Here is a 24,003-nt window from a genome sequence, read left to right on the forward strand (position 1 = left end):
GGGCTTGTAGGCTTGCAGTGGCACTCTGGTTTCACTATGTTGAAAGCGGTTTAGGCGTGGAGGGGGGGATGGCAATGGGTGAAGATGTAAAGGTAAAACGGGTTACGGCGGGCGTTCTGGCGCACGTGGATGCAGGCAAGACCACATTGTGCGAAGCTTTGCTGTACCGAAGCGGCGAAATACGACGACTTGGCCGAGTCGATGATGGTGATGCGTTTCTTGACACCGACAACATGGAGCGTGAACGCGGCATCACGATTGTCTCCAAAGAGGCCATGGTGCGCCATGGCGGCTTGGAACTGACGTTGCTTGACACACCCGGTCATGTTGACTTTGCAGCACAGACCGAGCAAACCTTAGCCGTGTTGGATTACGCCATACTGGTCATCTCAGCCGCGGACGGAGTGCAAGGCCACACTCGCACGCTTTGGCGGCTCTTAAAGCATCACCATATTCCTGTGTTCATTTTCATCAACAAGATGGATGCCGCAGGCGCCGATAGAGCATGGGTGCTGGAGGAACTTCGGCGTAGTCTTGACCAAGGTTGCATCGATTTCAGCGATGCGTCCTTGCCTCGCCCGGAGAAGCGCGAGGAGGTGCCTTTGCTCGATGACGATGAGGCCACTGCAGAGAGCACGATCAATGAGTTCCTGCACGCTGGCAGGCTTTCTCCAAATACGATGCGCTCGCTTGTAGCTCGTCGTAAGATGTTTCCCTGCTATTTCGGTTCGGCACTCAAACTGGATGGCATCGACGGTTTTCTCGACGGACTTGAGGCATATACAGAAGAGCGAACATATGGGGAAACGTTTGGTGCACGTGTCTTTAAGGTCTCCCATGATGGACAGGGCTCGAGACTGACTTGGGTCAAGGTGACTGGGGGCAGCCTTGCCGTCAAATCCACACTCAATCTCCATCACCGTGGCAGCGGCATGGTTCATTTGGAAGACGGTAGGTCCCAGGGTGACGATTGGCATGAGAAAATCGATCAGATTCGTCGCTACGATGGTGCAAAGTTCGATTTGGTGGCTCGGGCTGAAGCAGCTATGGTGTGTGCCTTGACTGGGCTTGACCACACATATCCGGGAGAGGGTCTGGGTTTTGAACAGGACAGTGGCGCCAGCGAATTGCAGCCGGTGCTGAGCTATCAGGCTGTGCCGCAGGTCGAAGCTGACACCCATAAGGTCCTTGCGGCGTTGCGTGTGCTTGAGGATGAGGATCCATTGCTCCACGTCCGTTGGGTGAGCAGGCTGCAGGAGATTCATGTGCAATTGATGGGCGCCGTGCAGCTCGAGGTGATCGTCCAGATGCTTCGTGACCGTTTTGGCCTTGAAGTGACGTTCGCCAAAGGTGGAGTGCTCTATCGCGAGACCATCACTGCCTCGATTGAGGGTATCGGTCATTTTGAGCCCTTGCGGCACTATGCCGAAGTCCACCTTGCCCTGCGTCCAGGCGCTCGCGGCAGTGGTTTGGTGTTCGATTCGCAGTGCAGCACCGATGCGTTGGCGGCTAACTGGCAGCACTTGGTGCTTACCAACTTAGGCGAGAAGGAGCACTTGGGCGTGCTCATCGGCGCTCCTATTACCGACATCCATATCTCGCTGGTGGCCGGCCGTGGACACGAGAAACACACCGAAGGTGGGGATTTTCGTGAGGCCACGTACCGCGCGGTTCGTCAGGGGCTCATGGAGCTCAAAGCGCAGGGTCAGTGCCAGCTGCTGGAACCGTGGTATCGTTTTTCGCTCATCGTGCCGCAGGTCTCGCTCGGCCGTGCCATGGCCGATGTGGAGCGCATGGGCGGTCGATACGAGGCACCGCAAAGCGATGGCGTAGAAGCCGCGCTCGAGGGCAACGCCCCTGTGGAGCAGATGCGTGACTATGCCATGGAAGTCAATGTCTATACGCACGGTATGGGTAGTCTCAACTGCATGTTCTCGGGTTATGAACCCTGTCATGATGCCGAAGCGGTCATTGCCGCTGCAGCGTACGACCCCGCGCAGGATATGGAGAACACGCCTGATTCCGTGTTCTGCGCCCACGGCGCCGGATACGTGGTCAAATGGAATCGTGTTCCGGATTTTGCGCATGTCGGCAGCATACGAATCTGAGTGCCGGTCCTTGTCTGCCTGCAGGGGAACGGTATGCCATGTTCTGTTACAATGTTTGAAATAGACAACGAGCAGATTGGGGCGGGAATGCTTCGTATGGAAAACATCAGCAAACAGTACAAAACGGGCGACTTTGTGCAAAAAGCCCTCGACGGGGTGAGCCTCAATCTCCGCGACAACGAGTTCGTGGCCATCTTGGGGCCGTCCGGCTCAGGCAAGACCACTCTGCTTAACATCATCGGCGGCCTCGACCGCTACGACAGCGGCGATCTCATCATCAACGGTACCTCCACCAAAAAATACAATGACCGTGACTGGGACTCCTATCGCAACCATACGGTCGGTTTCGTCTTCCAGAGCTATAACCTCATCGGTCACCAGACCATCCTTTCCAATGTGGAGTTGGCGCTCACCATTTCCGGCGTGGGTCGCAAGGAACGGCGCGAACGTGCGGTCAAGGCTCTGCAACAGGTCGGACTTGGCGACCATATCAACAAGCTGCCCAACCAGCTTTCCGGAGGCCAGATGCAGCGCGTGGCTATCGCGCGCGCCCTGGTCAACGACCCCGACATCGTGCTGGCTGACGAACCCACCGGCGCCTTGGACTCCGAGACCAGTGTGCAGGTCATGGACATCCTGAAGTCAGTGGCCAAGGACCGCCTCGTGGTGATGGTGACCCACAACCCCGAGCTTGCAGAGGAATACGCCACACGCATCGTCAAGCTGCAGGACGGTACGATCCGCGGCGATTCCGATCCGTATGAGCTGGAGGATGGCGCAGACTCAGAGCCGGCAAAACACCGGAACCTCGGCCATGCCTCCATGTCGTTGGCCACGTCCATCGCCCTGAGCTTCAACAACTTGAGGACCAAGAAGGGCCGCACCTTCCTTACCGCCTTCGCCGGTTCCATCGGCATCATCGGCATCGCGCTGATTTTGTCGGTCTCCACAGGCGTGAACCGCTACATCACTGACATTCAGAAGGAGACGCTGACTGAGTACCCCATCGAGATCAGCGAGCAGACCTTCGACATGAACAAGATCATGGACACCGCCCAGAACGCCTTGGACCCCAAGAAGACCAAGAATGCGCGCAACGGCATCTATCCTGATGATTCGTCAGTCATGGGTGCCTCAAGCGTTACAGGAGGCATCACCGAGAACAATCTCAGTCCCTTCAAGAAATACCTCGATTCGCCAAACAACGAAGTGCGCCAGTATGTGGGAGACGTTGGTGTGCAGTACTCCTACTCACCGCGGTTCTCCGTATTTACCCATGACAAGGCGGGAAAGCTCGTCGATGTGGATGGTGTCAAGCTCGGCGGATCCTCGTCCCAGAGTGTGGCCGGCACCATTGCGGGCCTCAATACTTCGTCAACGGATATATCGGGCATGCAGTCCAAGCAAATGGCTCTGTTCACTGGCAAGAGCCAGGCGAATACGGCGCCCGAGGCCTTCGCCGAGATCATGCCGGGCGAGCATGCCTCCAAGCAGCCCATCAGCTCGGTGATTACCGACAACTACAACGTGGTCAAGGGACATTGGCCCAAGAGCGCCGATCAGGTAGTCCTGGTGCTCGATAGGAACAACCAGATTCCGCTCACCCAGCTCTACGAATTGGGAATGTTGCCGAGCGCGGACTATGACACCATGATGAACGATCTGAACAGTGGCAAGAAGGTGAAGACTGACACCAAGCGCATCGACTACTCGAAGGCGTTGGAACAGAAGCTCACTCTGTTGCCGGCATCCGATCAGTATGTGCGCGGAGCTGATGGCACATACCAATACGTCGGTGGCGATGCCGACCAGGTCAACAAGCTCATCGGCTCATCGTCGGCAATGAAGCTCAAGGTGGTCGGCGTGGTCCGTTCGAATCGGGATGCGAAGACCACACCGCTGGCTCCGGGCATCGGCTATACGCGCATGCTCACCAACCGGATCATCGACCATGCGAACTCCAGTGCCATCGTGGCCGATCAGAAGGCCAATCGCACCAAGAACGTGTTGAACGGCATGGAGTTTGCTCCGTCCGGCGATGCTGCCAAGGCAGCTGATGCCAAGGCCTATGTGGCATCGCTCGGTGTCTCCGACAAGGCGAACATGGCCAAGTCGCTCATGGTCTCGGCTCCAGGCGGGCTCGGCGGTGCGGCGACAGGCGGCCAGTCCGGAGTATCGGCGGGCCAAGCCTCTGAGCAACGCGATGCTGCAGCCCAAGCAGCGGGCAATCCAGCGGCCGCAGCCAACCCTGAGGCTGCCTTGGGTCAGATGGATGAGCAGCAGGTGGCGCAGAGTTTCGACAGCTACATCGCCACTGCTTCTCAGGACGTGTTGGTCTCCATCTACAACCGATATGTCTCAGCGGGGACGTACAACGACAACCTCTCCGATTTCGGCGTCATCGGCCGCAACGCCCCCAGCTCGATCAAGATCTATGCCGACAGCTTCAAGGCCAAGAACAACATCGAGGACGCCATCAAGCGCTACAACGACGGTGCCAAGAAGAAGGACCGCATCGTCTATACGGACTATGCAGGGCTCATGATGAACTCGGTGACCACCATCATCAACGTCATCACCTATGTGCTCATCGCCTTCGTCGGCGTGTCCCTGGTGGTCTCGTCGATCATGATTGGCATCATCACCTACATCTCGGTGCTTGAGCGCACCAAGGAGATCGGCATCCTGCGCGCTATGGGAGCCTCCAAGCACAACGTCTCCACCGTGTTCAACGCCGAGACGGGCATTATAGGCCTGTGTTCTGGGGTGCTGGGCATCGTGGTCACGCTTATTCTGTTGGTGCCTGGCAACGCCATCCTTCACCATTTCATGGGCACCACTCGTGTCTCAGGCGTGCTGCCGTTCGGTGGGGCAGTGGCGTTGATTCTGCTTTCTGTGGTGCTGACGTTGATAGGTGGCATCATCCCATCGCGCAAGGCCGCCAAGCAGGATCCTGCCACTGCGTTGCGTACGGAATAATGGTTGTGTGCGGCCAGATGACGAGGTGCATGCGAATGGGCCTGAGAATCTGACCGCGGTCATAGCGCACGTATGTCTGTATTACATAAGTTGTAACAGGCATATGTGCCAACATGGCATCAATGTGCAATGCCGGCAATCCGCAGTGTCGGCAATATTGCCCGTTTGTCACACAGTTCGGATCGCGTTTTCAATACGGTTAGCTGTGCGAGTTCTGCATTACTGATTCATTTGTTTTATTTATACTGTGCCACTGCCTCTTGTGCAACTTGGGTGATGAAATTGAGCGGTCTGGCGAAATTAGGCTGATACAGCTGGTCGATTTCCGCCAACTGGTCGATGGTGAACTTGGCTTGGATCGCCACGGAAATGAGATTGGCAGCCATGGAAATGTCGTGTTTGGCTGCGAACTGCGCACCCAGCACCTTTCTTGTGCCCTTGTTCCACACCAACGTCGCCGTCACGGGGGTGTTGGTCGGCATGAACTTTGAACGATAGTCCGTGGTGATGGTGAGTGACGTTGCATCGATATGGCGGCGTAGCGCTCGTTCCAACGTCACGCCACTGGAAGCCAGACACATGTCATACAGCTGCACCCCTGTCGTGCACTGAGTCCCCAAGTAGGCATCAACTGGCTTTGCTATGTTCTTTCCGATGAGCTGTCCTTGACGTATGGCACTTGAAACCAAGGGACGATATTCTTCACTGTCGGTTGGGTTGAAGTGTACAGTGGCGCAGTCGCCGGCGGCAAAGACATTGTTCAGAACCTCACCATCGGGGTTCGATGCCCGCATGAAATCATCCACGATGATGGCTCCGTAGCCAAGTGTGTGTAGCTGTGACGAGACAAATTCAGTATTGGGTATAAAGCCAACACCCATCACGACAAGTCCGGCATTGTATGATCCTAGTTCAGTGACCGCGGTTATGGCGTTGTCGGGGGAGTCCTTGCCTCCGGCACCTGGTCGGAACGCCACCACTTTTTGTTTGAGAGCCAGACTGACACCATGTTGTTGCAATTCCTGTTCCGCCTTGATTGTGACATCCGGGTCATACTCATTGCCAAGAATGTGTGGAAGAGCGTCTATTAGTGTGGTCTTGATACCTTTGAGACTGAACTGTTCGGCCAGTTCGGATCCTACATAACCGGCGCCCACGATAATGACCGATGTAATGTGTGGCACCTTTTCGACGATTGTTTTCGCATCATCGAAGTTCTTACAGGGTAGGATCGTACCGTTGCTTTCACCCTCATCAACGCCTTGTATCGCCGGAATCGAAGGTTTGGAGCCTGTTGCAATAACTAATTTGTCGTAATCGAAGTGCTCGATCCTGCCTGTTGAGATGTTTTTCGCCTCAAGGGTCCCATCTTCAACGCTGATGTCGACGACGTCATATTTCATATGCATATTCGCTCCGAGCCGTTCCAGTTGCTCGGGGGAAGAATAGAACATGTCCTTTGTATCGTTGACATGCCCACCAACCCATGGCGCGATGGCCGCCGACACAAACGACACAGTGTCGTTGCGCTCGAAAACGTCAACTGTCCAGTCAGGGTGTTCCTTAAGGATTGAAGTAGCCGCCTGTGTGCCCGCATGCGTGCAACCTATTATCGCAACTCTTGTCATGGAAACTCCTCTTATTTTTTCTGCAGTATTCGGGTGGACACGATACTCCAATCATCAGCAAAATCGTACGGTACATGCCATGCCGACCTCGTCTTCCACCACTCTAGTCCCATCGGTAGAAGTGGCATCTAGCATATAACGTTTTATGCATAATAATTAAATCAAAAAAACGTACGTTTATTGTTCCATGCTTTTGAGTGCGGATCGTTGCAATGTACAAACAAATCATCGCCAACAATGCGATTTGAGTATTTGGCGGATAACGTATTTTGGTATTATCAATCTTCCATTAGACGCACGAATATGTTGGTATACTTGTTGAACGGTCTGCGGTAGCGGCTGTCTGTTAATGATACGGGGAAATGGAAGGAAGTATGTTTGAAATGGTTCTGTTTGGGTCTACTGTAATCTTGCTCATTGTTGTTGTCATTGCTGCAGTTGCATTGGGCTTATCGCTATTCGTTGTTCCGCAGCAGCAGGCGTATATTGTTGAGAGGTTTGGCAAGTTCAAGGATGTGCAGTTCGCGGGCATCCACGCCAAGGTTCCATTTGTGGACCGCATCGCAACGAAGACGAACATGCGCGTCAACCAGCTCAATGTCAAGCTCGAAACAAAAACGCTCGATAATGTTTTCGTCACTGTGGTGGCATCAGTGCAGTTTCGGGTGGACCAAAACAACGTTGCCACCGCCTATTACGAGCTTGGCGATCCAGCAGGCCAGTTGCGCAGCTATGTTGAGGACGCGTTGCGTAGTGCCATTCCGGCCCTCTCCCTTGATGATGCTTTCGCAAGGAAGGATGATGTGGCCGCTGACGTGCAGAAGACGGTCGGGGGAGAGATGTCCAAGTTTGGCTTCACAGTCGTCAAGACACTGATCACGGCCATCGACCCTAGCCCGGCAGTCAAGACGGCCATGGACTCGATCAATGCCGCACAGCGTGAAAAAGAGGCTACCCGTCAGCGTGCCGAGGCTCAGCGCATCCAAATCGAAACGCAGGCGACTGCAGATGCGGAAAAGACGCGTCTGCAAGGTGAAGGTCAGGCAAATTACCGCCGTGAAATCGCCAATGGTATCGTGGACCAGATTAAGAGTCTGCAGGCTGTGGGTATGGATATCGACTCCGTGAACAACGTGGTGTTGTTCAACCAATACCTGGACGTGATGCGCTCGTTGAGTGAGTCCAATAATGCAAAGACCGTCGTGCTCCCATCCTCCACACCCGGGGGATACAATGAATTGTTCGACGAGATGACGAAGGCTACCATTGCCTCTGATTCTGCGAAGTAGGCATCCGTCGTGGTGAGGAACGCCTAGGAACAAATATCGAAACCGCTGTGCAACGGGGTCAACGATTGTTGATTCCCGACACAACGGTTTGCGTTCATTTCTCACTTTGGTTTGAATCAGCGTTCAAGGAACTCGGTTATTTTTTGGGCATCGTCATAGCCTTCTTTATACATTTTCTTCAACGAGTCAAGGTCCTTGGAAAGCGTATTGAGTCCGTAGAGGTTCTTGGGGGCCAGAATGAGTATCTTGCCTTCCGCCTCGTATTGTTTGGCCAAGGTGACCTCATCATTGTATGTCTTGTAGCGCATCTTCAAGCCGTGCGCCGCAGCTGGGTAGGAGCGGTGGAGCAGCGATGCCGGAATGATGTCTTTCTTGGCTTGGCGGATGAAGTCGTATTCATGCGTAAGGATGAGGATGATGCGGTCTGCGCCATCGTCGAACGCTTTGCGAACCGGTACCGGATCGGCGAGGCCTCCGTCGAAGTATGGAACCCCTTTAATCATGTAAGGCTGGCCCGCCACAGGAAGCGCTGACGACGCCTTCATGACATCATAGTTATCTTGGGCTATGCTGTCCTTACCAAAGTATGTGGGATGGCCGGTGTACCCATTGCAGGCCACAACGGTGAAGTCTGTGGGGTTGGCCTTGAACGTCTTATAGTTGCAGGGATATTCTCCATCGTGGTCGGACAGTGTGCCATACACGTAGTCAAGATCGACGAAATTGTGCTTTTTGAAGAAGTTGGAGGCACTGGCATATTCCTTGCGGAATGCATACTCGGTGTAGAATTTGTACGTGCGCCCGCGCTGGCCGCATAGGAATGAGAACAGGTCGGCGCTACCTGCCGAAATGCCATAGGCATGGTCAATGCTAATGTCATTGTCAAGCATCCAATCGGTGACTCCGGCTCCGTAGATTGCTCGGTACCCGCCTCCTACATCAATGATTGCCGTCTTTTCTGCCATCGGTGTTCCTTTCATGAAGGACTGATTCGTTTTGTGATGGACATAAGATTACGCCGCTCCAAAGGACAATTCTGAAGGTCGTCTCTTAATGCCGGCAAAAGGGACTGTGAAAAACTATACCCAACAACCGTGGTCATGTAAGCTGACAAGACCAACCGATTGTTGCTGCAATGATGAGTGCAGTGTTCAATTTCCGCTGCGTTCGAGCATCGCCTGCGCCAATTTTGTCATATGTGGACTGGTGTCTGAATTCTGTAATGTCACACTGCCCAGGGCGTCGCATGCCGCAAGGCTCTGTGTTTCTCGAAGCAGCTCCTTCAGATGGCGCACCGTGCCTTCGTTGCCATCGATGATGGCGATTGCCTTGGGCAGAAGCCGGCGGAAATAATCACGGTAGAATACAAAGTGCGTGCAACCCAGCACCACCGAATCGATGGAATTGAGGTCATAACTGTCGAAGTAGCTGTGGAGCGTCTTCATCACCAGGTCTTGGTCGTCCAAACGTCCCTGCTCCACAATCTCCACAAGGTCTGGGCATGGTTGGCGGTAGATGGTGTTGCCACTGTCGAAGCGATGCATCAGATTGGCGAATTTACGCTCTTTAAGTGTGAGGTTTGTCGCCGCAACGATGATGCGTTGCGGTTTGCCGTTGCCTCTGTCGCAGGCCAGCTTCAATGCAGGTTCCATGCTGACGATGGGGAAATCATATGTGTCGCGAAGGGCATTGACGGCAGCGGATGTGGCCGTGTTGCACGCTATGACGACGGCCTTGACGTGCTCCTTGGCGAATCTGTCTACAATGGAAAAGGAGAGGGCACGTACCTGTTCAGGCGTTTTGGTGCCGTACGGCGCATTGGCGGAGTCACCGAAATACAGAATGCGTTCGTTCGGCATGGCTGAACGCATCTGCCGTACCACCGAGATACCGCCGAGTCCAGAGTCAAAGACACCGATGGGAGCGTTTGAAACCATGTCTTTTTGCCTCCTGAACAGATTGCCATGGAATATGCCTTCATGCTGATTCCACTGTACCCGTTGGGCATCATGTTGGCCTGTCGCTGAAGTTTCAGGCTGCATTTACACTAGTGGCATGACTCTTCCGCGGTTTGTATACAAAGCCCAGGCCACTGGGAATGATTTCGTCCTGTATATCGATGACCAGGGCGCCTTTGAACCCACGGCCCAGGAAGTACGGCACTTGTGCGACAGGCGTTTCGGCATCGGAGCCGACGGACTTATTCGTTTGACCCATCCAAACGCCGTTTCGGATCTGGCTGATTCGCGGATTCATGGCTGTGAAGATGCTGGTGCTGGTTGGTTTATGGATTACCGCAATGCCGATGGATCGATCGCCGAGATGTGCGGCAACGGTACCAGGGCGGTCACATTGCTGGCTCAACGTGAGGGATTGGCGTCGGCGGTAGGAGGTGACCCCTTCATCTTGGGAACAAGAGCGGGAGTGAAGACGTTGCGTTCGCTGGGGGCTATTGATCCCTATGGCAGTGATGTTTTCGAGGTCTCGCTGGGAACTTGGCGGTTAGGGGACGAAGGCTCGTACATGGTGACACTGCCAGGGCATGATGGTTCGTGGCGAGGTACGTTTGTGGACATGGGCAATCCCCACGTGGTAGTGGTGGGCAACATGCAGGGCGGAAGCCTAGGCCAGTCTTCAGAGTCTATTCCATTCGTTGTTGGACAGCTTGATCTAACGAGAAAACCTCTGGTGAAGCCGGCGATCGAGTCAGGTCAGAACGTAGAGTTCGTCCGTATCGACAGTTTGGACGAGGCTGGTGACGTTGGCAGGGCAATCATGCGGGTGTATGAGAGGGGGGCGGGTGAGACGTTTTCCTGTGGCACTGGACTGGGTGCCACAGCAGTGGTGCTCAGAGCGAAGACGGGTGTGAGCCGGTGGGATATCCGTGTACGTGGTGGACTGCTGCACCTGAAGGTCAGCGACAAAAACGTGAAACTCACCGGGAACGCCACCATTGTAGGTCGGGTAGAATTGTTGTGAAAACTACAGTGTATGTAAAACCACAACGTATGAATTGCCCGGCGGTGTGAATCTGACGACGGCAGGTGAATCAGCACATTCCCGCATAAACCAGATACGCCAGGCAGTTCGTCCTCCGGCGTATATCATAGAGAAAACAGTGCTGAGCCTTCCTTGAATATGATCACGGCAGCGATGGCAAGAATCCAGATCAAGTCCACCATGAGGTCATAATGCAGACGGTAATAAGTTTGAAAGGGCTTGTTGTCGCGCGGAATATTCTGCACCGTCACAGTGGCATGGCTGAGAGCCATGAAGAGTACCGTGGTCGAGAACATCATGAACATGCACCATGGGCAAAGCGCCTTTATGACAAAAACGGACTGGTATGAAAGCCAGTAGGCATACAACAGGGCTGCCAGACCCCCCAGCCAAGTGCATGTGGCGAACCATCTGGGCACCACCACGCCGGCCAACCCGATCACGGCAATGGTGACGAACACACTATAGGCGGCGATGCCGAAGAATGCGTTGGGAAAACTGACTCCTGCAAATTTGATTATTTCAGCCTGATGCGATTGTGCAACAGTTGTGCATGACAGCACTGAATTGACATCGCAGCTTAATCTTGCATTCGGATGTCTGGCGAGTTGCAGCGTTTCGGCAGAAAGCATCAAGGACGCAAACAAGCCGCATGCCGAAGCAATGAGCATGATGAGATACGTCCAGACATTGCTGTGGAGGAATCCAGTCGGTCTCCTGCTGGACCCAGGTTGTAAGTCGGCAAGGTCGGCTGAAGTTGCAAGTGTCTCGAGCAATGCGTCGTCGTGAACCTTATTGTGGCCACAATCGTCACGGTCCATGTCGGCGTTCACCCGTGCAGTGCCTTCTTTGGTTTGATTGGGAATGTTCCTGTGTTTGGCACCGGGCTTGTTTGATATCATGCACCATCTTTCCTCATAGTTACTTCAAGGCAGTGGCTTGGCCTACGATAGTAGTATGACCGAATCATCAGGATCTACACAACGTACGACCATTGGTTGGGATCTTCATTGCCATACAGTATATTCTGATGGTACCAAAACCCCTACCGAATTGATGGCAGATGCTCAATTATCAGGCCTTCACGGCGTTGCCATCACTGATCACGATACGACTGAAGGATGGGACGAAGCCTTGGAGGCATCCAAGGCCTCAGATATGCCGTTGATCCTCGGTACTGAGGTGACTGCAGAGTTCGGCACCGTTTCGGTTCACGTTCTTGGATTTAACTATGACCGTACGAATCGACGGTTGATGGACCTATTTGAAAAAACGCGGCAAAAACGTATACAGCGTGCGAAATCCATGGTTTCGTTGTTGAGTGAGGATTTTCCCATTACGTGGGAAAGCGTGTTGCTCCAGATCAAAAAAGGGAGTAAGACCACGGTGGGCAGGCCGCACATGGCTGATGCCCTTGTTGCTGCAGGTGTATATCCCAACCGTTCCGAGGCTTTTGCCGGGGCAGTGTCAGCATCAAGCAAATACTACATTCCTACTGCCTCGCCAAGCGCTATGGAAGTTGTGGATGCCATCCGCGAAGCCGGTGGCATCAGCGTCATAGCCCATCCGGCAGACCGTGGCCGTAATGCCATACTGCTTTCGGACCGTCAAATAGAGTTGCTGGTGCGTGAGGGGCTCGGCGGGCTTGAAGTATGGAATCGGGGCAACGACGATGCCGAACATGCGCGCCTTTTGCGGCTGGCCTGTAGATTCGATCTTCTGGTAACGGGAGGCTCCGATTGGCATGGGGATGGAAAGCCCAACCGTTTGGGTGAGAATGTTACTCAGGATGCTGTGGCTCATGAAATCATCCGTAGGGGAGTGCATAAAAATGTGTCGGTCAGCTAATGGAAAGCTGACCGACACATGATAGACCCGTTCAGGTCTGGCGAATGCTCAACACCGGTCGCATGTCATTGACCGAAGCCCACTGCATGTTTTGTCTCTGACCCCACTATGGCATATCCCAATGCGTTTGCGGGCACAATGATGCGGCGTCCTTTGCTGTCAGTCACCTGTATCGATGTATGTGCGCTCAACGCCTCGTCTATTGTCTTGGCAATGGAATCTTCACTGTCTGAAGTGGTGAAGTTGACTGGTCTAGAAACATTTTGAATGCCGAATTCGACGTCCATGGATCCTCTTTCCGTTTTCTGCGTGCGGCAGGTCATTGATTGGCCCAGCTGTGCTTGGCTGAATACATCCCATTGTCTCTCATGTGCAGGCACAGCAGGTTACAATGTTCGCTTTCGGCTTTCATTGTATTCGTTTTCCTGTTTTTTGCTTCAGGCTGTGTCTTCTCTTCGTCAAGCTTTGAAATCGATATTGTCTCAACTTGGTTTGCATCGTCATCGGTCGGTGACTGAGAAGAGTCCTCCGATAGCTCAGGCACGGCCATGGCGATGGTCACAGATGAAGACGGACGAGGCATGGGCGGGTAAGTCGACGGACCGTTGCCGTGTTTTGTGCTCTTTGCCTCGTCGCTCATATTTTCGTTGGCGTCAGTGTGTGTCACTGCGGAATATGGTTTTGATGGCTCAAAATTGACAGGGGAGTCTGCCGTTTCGTCTTGATCAGACTCATGCTTGGCTTTGGACTGTGTGACTGCCTGCTTGTTGCCGGTGGTGTCTGGATCGTCTTTCAGTGTCTCCTCAACATCCTCCACGCTGAATACCTCGGTGGGGGCGGAGCGCAGTGAGGTGTGTATCGAGATGGAATTGGTCTTGTCATCTTCTTCGCCGGAATTTTTGACCTCAACGTCTTGCTCGGGCGGATTCAATGGTGCGCCGCCTGTTTCCGCTGTGCCATGCACAGCTGATTTCGGATTGTTCTCACGTGAATCGACGACTTGAACTGTGTTCCTCGGCCTCTCGCTTGCTTTGGCGTTTTCCCTGTTGGTGATGACGGTGAGTTCGTGGGCCAGTTTTTCCACCTGTGCCTTGAACTTGACGATCTGAGCGTGGTCTCCTTGGTGCATGGACTCCATGAATTCGCCCACTTGCTCCATCTGCAGCCAGAGGTTGGCCCGAATCATGATAAGGTCATCGAGTTTGGAACCCATCATGGTTCCGTATGAGCTCAGCACTTGGTTGCGGTGCTCGCTATCAAGTTTCAGGAAGGTCCAGGCAAGATCTCGCGCCGGGTCGTTGACCTGCATGTTCTGCCAATTGGTCACTGCATTGATGGTGGAATCCGAAAAGACAAAGTCCCCGTCTTCAAAACCGCCATGTGTGAAACAGGTTGAAAAACGCCAGATGTCATCGGTGTTTATGATGTTGGACCAGCTTGTTGTGATAGCCGATGGTACATGGCCGGCGCGTTGCAGACGCTCAATCCAACGGGCCAGCTGCTGGCGGATTTGGGTGCTGGTGAAGGAAGGGTATTCGGCTTTTGCCACAAAATCCGGACTGAGCATGTGCAAGGCGCCGATGGCCGTCCCCGCGCTGGAACAGTCCTCCAACGTGAACAAATCAAGAGGACGGCATTCACCGTTGATATGTGGGGTGACCAATACCGCCTTACGGCTTTTGCCTGGTTCGTTCGATGCAGGCTTGAATGCTGTGAACGCATCCATGAGGAACCCCAACCCGTTCGCACCTCTGACGCCTGCCAAGGTTTTTGCTGCTGCTGCGCGGCTGCTTAGACGCTCGCACCCTTCCTTGCTTTCAGCGGCATACACGTCGTACAGTGCCCCAGAGATATCCTGTACAACGGCATAGGATATGCCGGCTCCCTTGTCGGTTTCATTCGTCTGTTGTACGTCGCGTACTGCGGCGACAGCTATCGAGGGCATCGTATCTGAGGCAAGTGCTGCCAGAGTAAGGTTGCTATGTAAAGTCACACTGCCATTTTACTGCAACGCATGTCATTGCCGTTTTTGACGTGCACCGTTTGGTCGGTGTTTCATTGGATTGGGGCAGTGGGGCTGTAACAATAGTGATATGGGAACTGATACGGACTCCATTTTGGATGGTTTGGATGAATCGCAGCGTCTGGCGGCCACCACGTTTGGTGGGCCTGTACGCATCGTCGCAGGGGCAGGGTCTGGCAAGACACGTACGGTCACGCGCCGCATCGCCTATGGTTGCGCCACAGGGCAAATGGACCAAAGCAGAGTACTGGCCGTCACTTTTTCGGTCAAGGCCGCATCCGAAATGCGTGGTCGGCTGCAGACTCTGGGTGTGGGCGATTCCGTGCGGTCCGCCACATTCCATTCGGAAGCTTTGCGGCAACTGAGAATGGTGTGGTCGGATATCAGTGAGGCGCCGTTCCCTCAGATTGCTGCAAACGTGGAACCCATCATCTCCCAGGCGTTGCAACGATTTGACAATTCGGAGCGGTTCGGTCTTTCTGATATCCATGGTCTCATTGACGAGATCAATTGGGCGAAAGTCAATTTGGTGGCTCCCGATGACTATCCGAAGCTGTGTGCCGTCTCACACCGACTACCTCCGGCAGGCATTGAGCCGCAACGTTTCGCAGAGATGTATACGGCGTATGAGGCCGAGAAAAGCGCCAAGGGAGTCATGGACTTCAACGACATCCTTTTGATGGTCTGCCATGTGCTCACGGATTTTCCCGAGGCAGCTGCTTCCATTCGTACGTCTATAGGATGGTTGACTGTTGATGAGTATCAGGACGTCTCTCCATTGCAACACAGGTTGATGAAACTTTGGCTGGATGGAAACCGTAATGTATGTGTTGTCGGCGACCCCGCACAGACCATCTATTCGTTTGCAGGTGCCAGCAGTTATGATTTGCTGCACTTCTCGGAGGAATTCGCGCCTTTGGCCGCCGACGTCGGTCTTGATACCGATTACCGTTCCACCGCCCAGATTGTGGGGGTGGCAAACGCGGTGCTCTCACGTTCGCCGGTGCGTTGTGATTATCTGAAACTCTCCGCATCAGGGAAAACAGGACCTAGAGTCACGCGCACGGTGTACGAAGACGATGAGGAAGAGGCTGTTGCCGTGGCAAAAGGCATCTCAAACCTTGTCAGAGCTGGAGCTGATATTTCCGATTGCGCCGTGCTGATGAGGGTCAATGCCCAGGCATCCTTGATATGCAGAGCCCTCAAAGCCGAGGGGCTTGACTATCGGCTCAGGCGCGATTCAGGTGCCGGGCAGAGCGCTACAGTGCTTGAAGAAGAAAACGGATCGAGACGCAATGCATTGGAATCGTTGGGGCTCAGAGCTGCAGGTGCGGTGAATGTATCGACCATTCATGCGTCCAAAGGCTTGGAATTTGGTCATGTGTTTCTCATTGGATGTTCGGAGGGGCTTCTGCCATATGGTTCGCCCGCCCCGGGCGATGAGCTGGAAGAGGAACGCCGTCTGATGTATGTGGCCATCACCCGCGCAGAAGAAACCCTCCATGTCTCTTATGCACGAACCAAGGAGGGTTCCGGTGCCTTTCATCGTTCACCGAGTCGCTTTCTGTAGAAACGGCCTGCTGGAGCGATTATTTGCTGCTTTGGCCATTGCCTTTGTCGTCTTCGGATTGGTCGTGGTCTGTGCCGTTGTCACCGTTTTCCTCATCCAGCAGTTTTGCCAATTCGGCATCCCAGTCAATGCCGGTCGGGTGAGCTTGAGCCGATTGACGGTCCTGTGCACTTGAAGAGGCAGAACCCGTAGAATCCACGGGGGCTTCTGTTTGCGATGAGTTTCCTTGATCGCCAACTGTTGAACCGTCGGCAGATGTTGACGGATTTGCTCCGCTGTCGGCGACAGGAGTCGCTCCCGTGATGTCTGTCGGTTTCGGAAGCTGCGGCAGATAATCGGGGTGGTTCCATCTTGCGTCCCTTGCCTCGAATCCTTCCTCAGCACCCAAGCGCTCCCAGACAGCCGAGGCCTCACGCATACGACGCGGTCGCATTTCCAAGCCGATCAGCATCTTGAACGTATGCTCGGCAGGCCCTCCCGTGGCCCATTGACGCCGTGTCATCTCGCGGAGCTGCTCAATATGCGGTATGTGCGCCATCCCCGATCTCCACGTCACGGCGTCGACCCATCCTTCGACCAGGGCAAGCAACGTTTCGAGTGCCTCCAGCGCCTCCTTTTGTTCCGGAGTGTCGGGTATGGCGACCTTCGTCATGTCTATGGCTCCGGAAATGGATTCGGGATCCATGCTTGTGCTATCGCGTAGTTGTTCCTCAACGGCATCAAGATCAATATTCACGCCTCTGGCATATTTACCGATAAGGGCCTCGAAACGTGGCATGAGCCAAGGTACATTGGCAAACAGACGGGCATGAGCAACTTCTTGCAGCGCAAGATAGGCCAACACTTCTTCGCGCTGCATTTCGAGTGATTTGGCATATTCCATGGAATTTTGAGCCACAAGACCGCCTGCAGGGTTCTTGCCGAAGGCTATGCCTTGATCAAAGCTGCCGCGAACCTCGTGGGAAAGCGTTCCGGCGGCGTGTCCCAACTGCATCGAGAAAGCCATGTTCCCCAGCAGTTTGATGATGCTGGCTGGGTCGTTCATTCCGTCCGGAAGGGAGATCGGTATTGGTCCAGCGAAGATTCCCGAAATCTCGGTGTCGCCGAAGCGTTCTGAAAGCACGGATGCCAATGCGTCGTTGGTGGATTGGGCCACGGGCGCAGCGAACTTAGCCCACGACTCGAGTGTGTCGTTGACCCAATCGGCGCGAGTCAGTACCTTTGGTTCCCCGGGCGCAGGGTCGATGTTGCAGGCAGAATCCAACCAAAGATTTGCCTCGGTCATCGCCTGCCGCACGGCCTGGCCATCTGTTGCACTCACCGTGCCCTGGCTTGATTCGTCCTTTGCCTGTGCGAGGGCCATGGACGAGGCCAGATTCAGGTTGATGGGCCCGTCCTGAGAACCCGTTGCCTGTGACTGGTTCATCGCACCGGAGGTAAAGGCCTGCATCATGGCCTGCACTTCGGCAGGATTTGGAAGTTGGGAAGCATCACCGCTCAGGAGCTGGTCCTTTACTGCGTCGGGCATGGACTGAATCTGATTCCACGCCATCTCACCCTGCATTTGGCCAAAGCAATCAATCAGCCATTGGTGTATCGCGTTTTCATCCATCATGTCAACCTTCCGGTTTTGTTCCTACTCCATCTGCATTCTGAATCTTGTACGGTTCAGGTGTTTTTGGGTTTCCTTACCAGACAATAGTATTAGTTTCCATAGTCTTCGCCTGCTCTTTCGCACTTGGCGCATAGTATGAGTGGTATGAGTAATGAGCAGGTGAACCATCAGGAAGATCCGAATCGGGAGTTTGTGCAGGCTTCTCCTTCCAATCCGAAGACTGGAGGCGGGTCACGTGCATCGCGTCCGAGGATCAGGGCGTTTCGCAACCATATCGGTTCGCTTTGTGTGTTCTTGTGTTTGCTTGCCCTGCTGCTTCCTAGTCCATTTGTCATAGAGACCCCTGGTCCCACGCAAGATGTGCTCGGCAACAATGATGGGCAACCAGTCATCGCTATATCAGGGGTGCCGCAGTATAGAAGTGGCGGAAAGTTGTTGATGCTCACCGTCAACGCCGAGGGTGTGCCAGGGTATATGACTCCCGTGGCTCGTGTGATTCCGGCATTGTTTGATCCTCATCAGGAAGTGCTCCCCAGTGAGGCCGTGTTCACGCCGGGGCAGAGCGCGGAGCAATATGCCAAGAAGTCCAGCGTGCAGATGAGCTCATCCCAGGATTCATCCTCGGTCGCTGCTCTGACATATGCCCGCACGCTTGGCATCGACACATCGAAAGCCAAGGTCACCATGCATATTGATCAAGTCGGTGGACCTTCTGCGGGTATGATGTATTCGCTCGGTGTCATCAACAAACTCACGAAGGCTGATGAGACTGGTGGAAAGACCATTGCCGGGACGGGCACGATGGGTAATGATGGCAGAGTCGGATCGATAGGTGGCATCCGGCTTAAGATGATCGCCGCCAAGAGGGACGGTGCCACTTGGTTCCTGGCCCCTAAGGATAATTGCGATGAGGTCGCGGGGCATGTGCCCCAGGGTTTGCGTGATGTTGAAGTAGGCACATTGAATGAAGCGTATGAGGCCCTCACCGCCATAGGGAAGGGCAACTCTGACTCATTGCCTCATTGCAAGGTGTGAGGGATCCAAATAGGATGTTGCGCCGTGTTTTGCTGCTGTTCGTACGATTTGATATAGTGTGATTGTGAATGAAACGGCATCTCAAAACGCTGAAGAATTCGGTTTTCGCTCAGGCGACATCGTACAAGAATGGTTGTGGGACAACGATGTGGATGATTCGGTGCGTACAAAAATCGAGGATTTAACCGGCGAAGAGCTCGTTGACGAGGATTATGATTCGGCAATCGACGGAGTCATCATTTGGTGGCGCGATGGGGACGACGAAGATGCTTTGGCAGATACGATTGTCGATGCCTCTGGCATGGTCGAAGGTGAAGCTCCTGTTTGGGTAATCACTCCCAAGCCTGGCCGCACCGGTGCAGCCAGTCCTAACGTAATTCCATCAGCCGCCAAGACGGCGGGGATGAACGCCGCCACACCCTTGACAGTGGATACTGATTGGAATGGTGTACGACTTCGTCCGTTTGGTAAGGGACGCTGACAGGGTACGGCGTGACTGTGGGCGATGAGGGACTCGAACCCCCGACATCCACCGTGTAAAGGTGGCGCTCTAACCAGCTGAGCTAATCGCCCGTATGAGGACAGTCATTCACTGTAGCGCATCGTACGGCCAATGGAAAGAGCATGGTGTCGTGCGTGCGTGTCAATGGTCAAATCAAATATGAAGCTGAGTCGTAACGCTCGCGTAGTCTTGTACGCAAGCGTTAACAGCACAAGGAGCATGAACCATGGCCAAGGAAACGCAGGAAAGTCAGCAGAATCAAGGTATCGGACATGTCGGCAAGCATAAGCGAGGGTATGATGCCAAGCAGGTTGACGACTTTCTTGAGACCGCGCATGCCAAGTATGATGCCCAGGATGTGTCATTGACTGTTGCGGATATACAGAATGCAGCTTTTCGTTTGGTCAAAGGCGGGTACGTCATCGGTCAGGTCGATGCGGCACTCTCGCGGTTGGGACGTGCCGTGGCCGATCGTCAGACCTTATTCGAACTCAATGGTGACGGATCGAAGGCGTGGAAGAAACATACTGAGTCAATGTACCGTTTGCTGGCGGCGCATGCCAGTCGCGAGCCACAGGAGCGCTTTGCTCGGGGCAAGGCAAAGAAGCCTTCCTATTCGGTGAAACAGGTCGACCAGCTTGTGGATATGATTTTGAATAAAGCGGGGATGGAACTTGGCGTGCTGACGCCAAGCGATAAAGAGACCAAAAAATTGGCCGATGTCAATTCCGTGAGGGTCGCCAATGCGATTTTTACACAGCGCAAAGGCAAAAAGGGCTATGATGAGCGTCAGGTGGATTACTATCTTGCCACATGTTGCGATTTGCTGAATCGGTTGGAATCCTATGAACGACTTAAAGGAACGGTTGTAGAACGTGATGCGGCAGATTCAGCGACTGAGGAGACCAGGGTGGTGCCGCCCATCACCTCAGGCGTGACGCAGAATAGCCAAACATATGCCTCTCAGACAGCAGTTTCCGGGGTTCCGGTTCCCCCGTTGTTCGCCGAACATCCTGCGCCCTCGTATGCTTCAGGCAATGGCGATGACGATGACCGTCGTATGTCTTTTGTGCGAAAATCCACCTCAGGTAATGGGAGATCGCAATCCACTGCAGATGATTCCAAGGCATCATTCGAAGATATGCAACGACAGGAAGAGGAGATTTTCAAATCTCCGCAAGCCCAAGGTTTTCCAGTAAATCCGGTTTCCGCTGGTTCAGAACGTGGTTCTTTGAGTGGTTCAGCTTCGAGCACACCTGCTTCACCCTCCCAGTACCCTGTCTCCTCAGATACAGCATCTTCGGTTACAGGCCAACGTGGTCAAGGTGCAGAACATAGGCAACATGCTAATGATGGGCATGTTCACAATGATCTACCTGCTGGCATTGCCGACGATGGGAACTCATCGCTGGCAGCCCTTGAACATGCGTCCAAGCAGAAGACGGATCCGGTGAATGCAAGTGAAAACCAGGGAGACCATAACGAAAATGTGGACACTATGGTGATCAGTCCCACTGTCCCTACGCTCGGTGTTCCTGCAAAGGATGAGCATGATGATGTTCAGGCAGCACGGCAATCTGGGGAGTCAAGCCGAAAGCAACCGGAGGTTGCAGCGGATGACTGGTTGTTTGTGCCCCATGACGACGAGTTCGAAATCCCGAATCTTATTTTTCCCGATATTGCCAGTGGCGATGACCATGGTAACGACGATGGCACCGAAGGGAACAGCTGATGCGGATCTCTGTCCAGCTATGGCAGGAGGGCCATATCTGTGATATGGTTTCAGGTTCGTCAGTGACTTGAACATGTTCCGATTTCAGCGAATGGTACATAGGTAATTGTTAATGGATACGACTCAGCATGATGGGCAGGCTGCACAGCAGACCGATGATTCGACCTCTAAACCCCCGAGGGTTGGACGCTCGTTTCTTCGGACCATACCGATATTCGTCATATTATTGGGTTTAGTGGTTTCCATCTCGGGTTTGACTATTGTTCCTTGGAGGAAAGACCCCACCGGGCAGCGCATTGAGACTCTGTCGCAAGACAAGGCAATCACGTTCAGCAATCCCAGTGGTCTTGACCTTCCGAAGATTGGTGCGTATCGTGTGGCCAGCAGACATGTCACCATTGATGCTAAGCGCCCATCGACGGGCGAAGTACAGCATATTCGTGTCAACATTCGCCAGCCGGAAGGTGTGTCCACGCAAAGTTCAAGCCCAAGCGGGTCTGCTTCTCATGTTGCCAACGGCAAGGCATTGCCTGCAATCGTCTTCATGCACGGAGCAGGATACGGCACGTGCGACAATTCGTTTGGCGATGTGGCGGATGATTTTGCATCCGCTGGCTTTGTGACAGCGGTGCTTGACAAACCTGTGTGGTCCACGAATGATGTCACACGTGATTACCCTGCCTCGGCCCGAGCCTATGACAAAGTGGTGAAGTACCTGCGGGGCATGTCCCAGGTGAATGCCGACAATGTCGGACTCTACGCCACGTCGGAGAGCACGTGGATAGCGCCGTATGTCATCAAATACGACAAGCGTATCGCGTTCCAACTTCTTTTGAGCCCCTTGGTCTACAAACCCCGTCTGTCATTAGGATTCTTTGTGGCGCAGGATTTCTCGTTGGTCGGTGCAAACTCCGGCTATCAATCCATTGTGCGCAGACTGTTCCATGTTGACAGCGATATGTTCGGGTTGCACAATCTCGATGTACCTGTGAATCTGCCACAGGCCTACAGTGTGCCGACAATGGTGCTCTATGGGTCCAAGGACGTGATGACCGCACAGGTTGAGGGCGCACGCCATGTCTTTGCTTCCGCCCACCAAGCCGGCAACGACAACGTCACGCTGCGCAGCTACCCTGTGGCCAATCATGTGTTGCGGCTCGGGGACGAGGCCGATACCGGCACGCCGCTTGCAGACCAATATGAACGAGACATCACAGATTGGGCTGTGGGCACGGCGGCTGGGCTGAAGCAAAGCAGTGAGATGGTGGCTGGACCGGCGCTCAATCAAAGCATCGCTGTTCCCACGGAGCTGGCTCCCGACAGGCCGCTGACCGTGTATGGTGCAATTCTGCATATCTGTATGCTGCTCACGCTGATTGTCGGGCTGATTCTGGCCGCGAGCGCGCTTGTGTTGAAGGCAGTACGCCTGGTGCGTGGGGACAGGCGACCCGTCTTGGGGCTGCTCAACGGTTTCGGAGGTGAGCTGTTCGCCATCTCGATTACGACGATTTCCACGCTGGTGCTGCTCGTTGCGGGGTTGGGGCAAGTCATCATCGCCATGGTCAAATTAATCTGGGGCAGTGCTCCCGACGAGGATCCGGGGGTCATGAACTGGAGCTGGCCGGTGATACAGGTTGCCGGCACGCTTATAGTTTGGGCCTGGGCCCGGGTGGTGGTTCGTCTTATTGACCTGACACGTTCCAAACGGATACATTTGCCAAATCTCACAGCCCATAACAGGACCGACAATGAGAGGCGGGCGTTTGCCCAGAAACCACGTCGGGAACCGGTACTGGCTTCGACGCGCTTCGGATGCGTTGTTTTCTGGGTGGTGGCGGCAGCTATGTTCCAGGTATTGCTGTTTTTTGCATTCTGGGGCATTTTTGTGTATTGATGTTGTATAGGCGGCGTGGTTCTACAGTGATTAGAAGAGAATGATATGGCGTTGTTTCGTGATGAGGGAGTGGTGCTCCGTACTGTCAAACTCGGTGAGGCAGACCGCATTGTCACTGTCCTGACAAAGGAGCACGGCAAGGTGAGAGCGGTCGCCAAGGGCGTTCGACGTGTAAAATCCCGTTTTGGAAGTCGACTTGAGCCTTTTATGCGTTGTGATTTGCTTATCGCCGAGGGGCGTTCCTTGGATGTCATTTCGCAGGCGGATCTCATCGGTGCCTATGCAGGCTCCATTATCACAGACTATGAAGCCTACGAGGCGGCGAACGTTATGGTGGAGACCATCGATAAATTGGTTTCTACCGAGAACGAGCCTGTGAGAGGGCAATACATGCTGTTGATATCTGCGTTGCATGCGTTGGCTCGAAAGAGGCATCTGTCACCTGCTATCAGTGATTCGTATGTCATGCGGGCACTGGCGATTGCAGGTTGGAGTCCTCGCGTCGATTCGTGCGTGGTATGTATGGGACGCGATGGGCTCGATTTCGTTTCGGTCATCTCCGGCGGAGTGATGTGTGGGAAGGACCACACACCGGATGCAAGAAGAATCACCCTCCAAGAGCGCGAACAGATTCAGGCGTTGATTGACGGGGATTGGGGGGTACTCGATGAACGCTCCCTATTGACATCCACGCGGCGCTTTGTGGAGGAATGGTGTGAATATTATCTGGAGCGTCCAATTCGCTCCATGAAGCTGGAGGACTCATAGTACAGTGTGATG

At 54.0% G+C, this 24,003-nt stretch carries 18 protein-coding genes and 1 tRNA gene; 11 read left to right on the forward strand and 8 right to left on the reverse strand.

Annotation, left to right across the window (positions count from 1 at the left end):
- The first annotated feature begins 74 nt into the window (after window positions 1-74).
- Together ACSYSS_RS03425 and ACSYSS_RS03430 are read left to right on the forward strand one after the other, a co-directional pair.
- Window positions 75-2,108: a GTP-binding protein gene (locus ACSYSS_RS03425; RefSeq protein ID WP_491704074.1), complete on the forward strand. Its 2,034-nt coding sequence runs from the start codon at window positions 75-77 to the stop codon at window positions 2,106-2,108.
- A gap of 87 nt (window positions 2,109-2,195) precedes the next feature.
- Window positions 2,196-5,087: an ABC transporter ATP-binding protein/permease gene (locus tag ACSYSS_RS03430; RefSeq protein WP_491704204.1), complete on the forward strand. Its 2,892-nt coding sequence runs from the start codon at window positions 2,196-2,198 to the stop codon at window positions 5,085-5,087.
- A 236-nt stretch (window positions 5,088-5,323) separates the two neighbouring features.
- Here ACSYSS_RS03430 and ACSYSS_RS03435 read toward each other — a convergent pair whose 3' ends face one another.
- The gene (locus ACSYSS_RS03435) at window positions 5,324-6,715 is read right to left on the reverse strand and encodes an FAD-dependent oxidoreductase (RefSeq protein ID WP_491704075.1); all 1,392 of its coding nucleotides are present in this window, start codon (window positions 6,713-6,715) and stop codon (window positions 5,324-5,326) included.
- 383 nt (window positions 6,716-7,098) lie between these two features.
- On the opposite strand from ACSYSS_RS03435, the gene ACSYSS_RS03440 reads away from it, so the two are divergent.
- On the forward strand, window positions 7,099-8,004 hold the full coding sequence (locus ACSYSS_RS03440) for an SPFH domain-containing protein (protein ID WP_491704205.1): 906 nt from the start codon (window positions 7,099-7,101) through the stop codon (window positions 8,002-8,004).
- 116 nt (window positions 8,005-8,120) lie between these two features.
- Here ACSYSS_RS03440 and ACSYSS_RS03445 read toward each other — a convergent pair whose 3' ends face one another.
- Together ACSYSS_RS03445 and murI are read right to left on the reverse strand one after the other, a co-directional pair.
- Complete coding sequence (locus ACSYSS_RS03445; RefSeq protein WP_491704076.1) at window positions 8,121-8,969, reverse strand: patatin-like phospholipase family protein; 849 nt, start codon at window positions 8,967-8,969, stop codon at window positions 8,121-8,123.
- Window positions 8,970-9,155: 186 nt separating this feature from the next.
- Window positions 9,156-9,941 carry a glutamate racemase gene (gene murI, locus ACSYSS_RS03450; RefSeq protein WP_491704077.1) on the reverse strand — a complete coding sequence of 262 codons (786 nt, stop codon included), beginning with the start codon at window positions 9,939-9,941 and terminating at the stop codon, window positions 9,156-9,158.
- A 118-nt stretch (window positions 9,942-10,059) separates the two neighbouring features.
- Between murI and dapF the strand changes: the two genes are divergently transcribed.
- Complete coding sequence (dapF, locus tag ACSYSS_RS03455; RefSeq protein ID WP_491704078.1) at window positions 10,060-10,983, forward strand: diaminopimelate epimerase; 924 nt, start codon at window positions 10,060-10,062, stop codon at window positions 10,981-10,983.
- Between the two features lie 125 nt (window positions 10,984-11,108).
- On the opposite strand, the gene ACSYSS_RS03460 is transcribed toward dapF, so the two are convergent.
- Entirely contained in the window at window positions 11,109-11,678 is a 570-nt protein-coding gene (locus ACSYSS_RS03460; RefSeq protein ID WP_491704206.1) for a vitamin K epoxide reductase family protein, read from the reverse strand.
- Window positions 11,679-11,961: 283 nt separating this feature from the next.
- On the opposite strand from ACSYSS_RS03460, the gene ACSYSS_RS03465 reads away from it, so the two are divergent.
- Complete coding sequence (locus ACSYSS_RS03465; RefSeq protein WP_491704079.1) at window positions 11,962-12,852, forward strand: PHP domain-containing protein; 891 nt, start codon at window positions 11,962-11,964, stop codon at window positions 12,850-12,852.
- A gap of 65 nt (window positions 12,853-12,917) precedes the next feature.
- On the opposite strand, the gene ACSYSS_RS03470 is transcribed toward ACSYSS_RS03465, so the two are convergent.
- On the reverse strand, window positions 12,918-13,139 hold the full coding sequence (locus ACSYSS_RS03470; protein ID WP_491704080.1) for a DUF3107 domain-containing protein: 222 nt from the start codon (window positions 13,137-13,139) through the stop codon (window positions 12,918-12,920).
- Window positions 13,140-13,171: 32 nt separating this feature from the next.
- Entirely contained in the window at window positions 13,172-14,845 is a 1,674-nt protein-coding gene (locus tag ACSYSS_RS03475) for a phosphotransferase (RefSeq protein WP_491704081.1), read from the reverse strand.
- A 100-nt stretch (window positions 14,846-14,945) separates the two neighbouring features.
- Here ACSYSS_RS03475 and ACSYSS_RS03480 point away from each other — a divergent pair, with 100 nt between their 5' ends.
- The gene (locus tag ACSYSS_RS03480) at window positions 14,946-16,445 is read left to right on the forward strand and encodes an ATP-dependent helicase (RefSeq protein WP_491704082.1); all 1,500 of its coding nucleotides are present in this window, start codon (window positions 14,946-14,948) and stop codon (window positions 16,443-16,445) included.
- 19 nt (window positions 16,446-16,464) lie between these two features.
- Here the strand turns inward: ACSYSS_RS03480 and ACSYSS_RS03485 are convergent, their stop codons facing one another.
- Window positions 16,465-18,057, reverse strand: a complete 1,593-nt coding sequence (locus ACSYSS_RS03485) for a zinc-dependent metalloprotease (protein ID WP_491704207.1) — start codon at window positions 18,055-18,057, stop codon at window positions 16,465-16,467.
- A 147-nt stretch (window positions 18,058-18,204) separates the two neighbouring features.
- Here ACSYSS_RS03485 and ACSYSS_RS03490 point away from each other — a divergent pair, with 147 nt between their 5' ends.
- Together ACSYSS_RS03490 and ACSYSS_RS03495 are read left to right on the forward strand one after the other, a co-directional pair.
- On the forward strand, window positions 18,205-19,095 hold the full coding sequence (locus ACSYSS_RS03490; RefSeq protein ID WP_491704083.1) for a S16 family serine protease: 891 nt from the start codon (window positions 18,205-18,207) through the stop codon (window positions 19,093-19,095).
- A gap of 64 nt (window positions 19,096-19,159) precedes the next feature.
- Window positions 19,160-19,576, forward strand: a complete 417-nt coding sequence (locus ACSYSS_RS03495) for a DUF3052 domain-containing protein (protein ID WP_491704084.1) — start codon at window positions 19,160-19,162, stop codon at window positions 19,574-19,576.
- An 18-nt stretch (window positions 19,577-19,594) separates the two neighbouring features.
- On the opposite strand, the gene ACSYSS_RS03500 is transcribed toward ACSYSS_RS03495, so the two are convergent.
- Window positions 19,595-19,668: transfer RNA gene (locus ACSYSS_RS03500), tRNA-Val, on the reverse strand.
- 155 nt (window positions 19,669-19,823) lie between these two features.
- Here ACSYSS_RS03500 and ACSYSS_RS03505 point away from each other — a divergent pair.
- The 3 genes from ACSYSS_RS03505 to recO all read left to right on the forward strand — a co-directional run bounded on the left by ACSYSS_RS03505 (window position 19,824) and on the right by recO (window position 23,991).
- On the forward strand, window positions 19,824-21,329 hold the full coding sequence (locus tag ACSYSS_RS03505) for a DivIVA domain-containing protein (RefSeq protein ID WP_491704085.1): 1,506 nt from the start codon (window positions 19,824-19,826) through the stop codon (window positions 21,327-21,329).
- Between the two features lie 112 nt (window positions 21,330-21,441).
- The gene (locus tag ACSYSS_RS03510; protein WP_491704086.1) at window positions 21,442-23,223 is read left to right on the forward strand and encodes an alpha/beta hydrolase family protein; all 1,782 of its coding nucleotides are present in this window, start codon (window positions 21,442-21,444) and stop codon (window positions 23,221-23,223) included.
- A 45-nt stretch (window positions 23,224-23,268) separates the two neighbouring features.
- Window positions 23,269-23,991: a DNA repair protein RecO gene (recO, locus tag ACSYSS_RS03515; RefSeq protein WP_491704087.1), complete on the forward strand. Its 723-nt coding sequence runs from the start codon at window positions 23,269-23,271 to the stop codon at window positions 23,989-23,991.
- The last annotated feature ends 12 nt before the right edge of the window (window positions 23,992-24,003 follow it).

This window comes from Bifidobacterium sp. ESL1118, assembly GCF_058505595.1.

Bases quoted from the DNA above. Each gene is read 5' to 3' on its own strand.
- ACSYSS_RS03480 (WP_491704082.1), top strand. From the start codon at position 14,946: ATGGGAACTGATACGGACTCCATTTTGGATGGTTTGGATGAATCGCAG.
- ACSYSS_RS03470 (WP_491704080.1), bottom strand. From the start codon at position 13,139: ATGGACGTCGAATTCGGCATTCAAAATGTTTCTAGACCAGTCAACTTC.
- dapF (WP_491704078.1), top strand. From the start codon at position 10,060: ATGACTCTTCCGCGGTTTGTATACAAAGCCCAGGCCACTGGGAATGAT.
- ACSYSS_RS03485 (WP_491704207.1), bottom strand. From the start codon at position 18,057: ATGGATGAAAACGCGATACACCAATGGCTGATTGATTGCTTTGGCCAA.
- ACSYSS_RS03465 (WP_491704079.1), top strand. From the start codon at position 11,962: ATGACCGAATCATCAGGATCTACACAACGTACGACCATTGGTTGGGAT.
- recO (WP_491704087.1), top strand. From the start codon at position 23,269: ATGGCGTTGTTTCGTGATGAGGGAGTGGTGCTCCGTACTGTCAAACTC.
- ACSYSS_RS03505 (WP_491704085.1), top strand. From the start codon at position 19,824: ATGGCCAAGGAAACGCAGGAAAGTCAGCAGAATCAAGGTATCGGACAT.
- ACSYSS_RS03445 (WP_491704076.1), bottom strand. From the start codon at position 8,969: ATGGCAGAAAAGACGGCAATCATTGATGTAGGAGGCGGGTACCGAGCA.
- ACSYSS_RS03490 (WP_491704083.1), top strand. From the start codon at position 18,205: ATGAGTAATGAGCAGGTGAACCATCAGGAAGATCCGAATCGGGAGTTT.
- murI (WP_491704077.1), bottom strand. From the start codon at position 9,941: ATGGTTTCAAACGCTCCCATCGGTGTCTTTGACTCTGGACTCGGCGGT.
- ACSYSS_RS03510 (WP_491704086.1), top strand. From the start codon at position 21,442: ATGGATACGACTCAGCATGATGGGCAGGCTGCACAGCAGACCGATGAT.
- ACSYSS_RS03440 (WP_491704205.1), top strand. From the start codon at position 7,099: ATGGTTCTGTTTGGGTCTACTGTAATCTTGCTCATTGTTGTTGTCATT.
- ACSYSS_RS03425 (WP_491704074.1), top strand. From the start codon at position 75: ATGGGTGAAGATGTAAAGGTAAAACGGGTTACGGCGGGCGTTCTGGCG.
- ACSYSS_RS03430 (WP_491704204.1), top strand. From the start codon at position 2,196: ATGCTTCGTATGGAAAACATCAGCAAACAGTACAAAACGGGCGACTTT.
- ACSYSS_RS03435 (WP_491704075.1), bottom strand. From the start codon at position 6,715: ATGACAAGAGTTGCGATAATAGGTTGCACGCATGCGGGCACACAGGCG.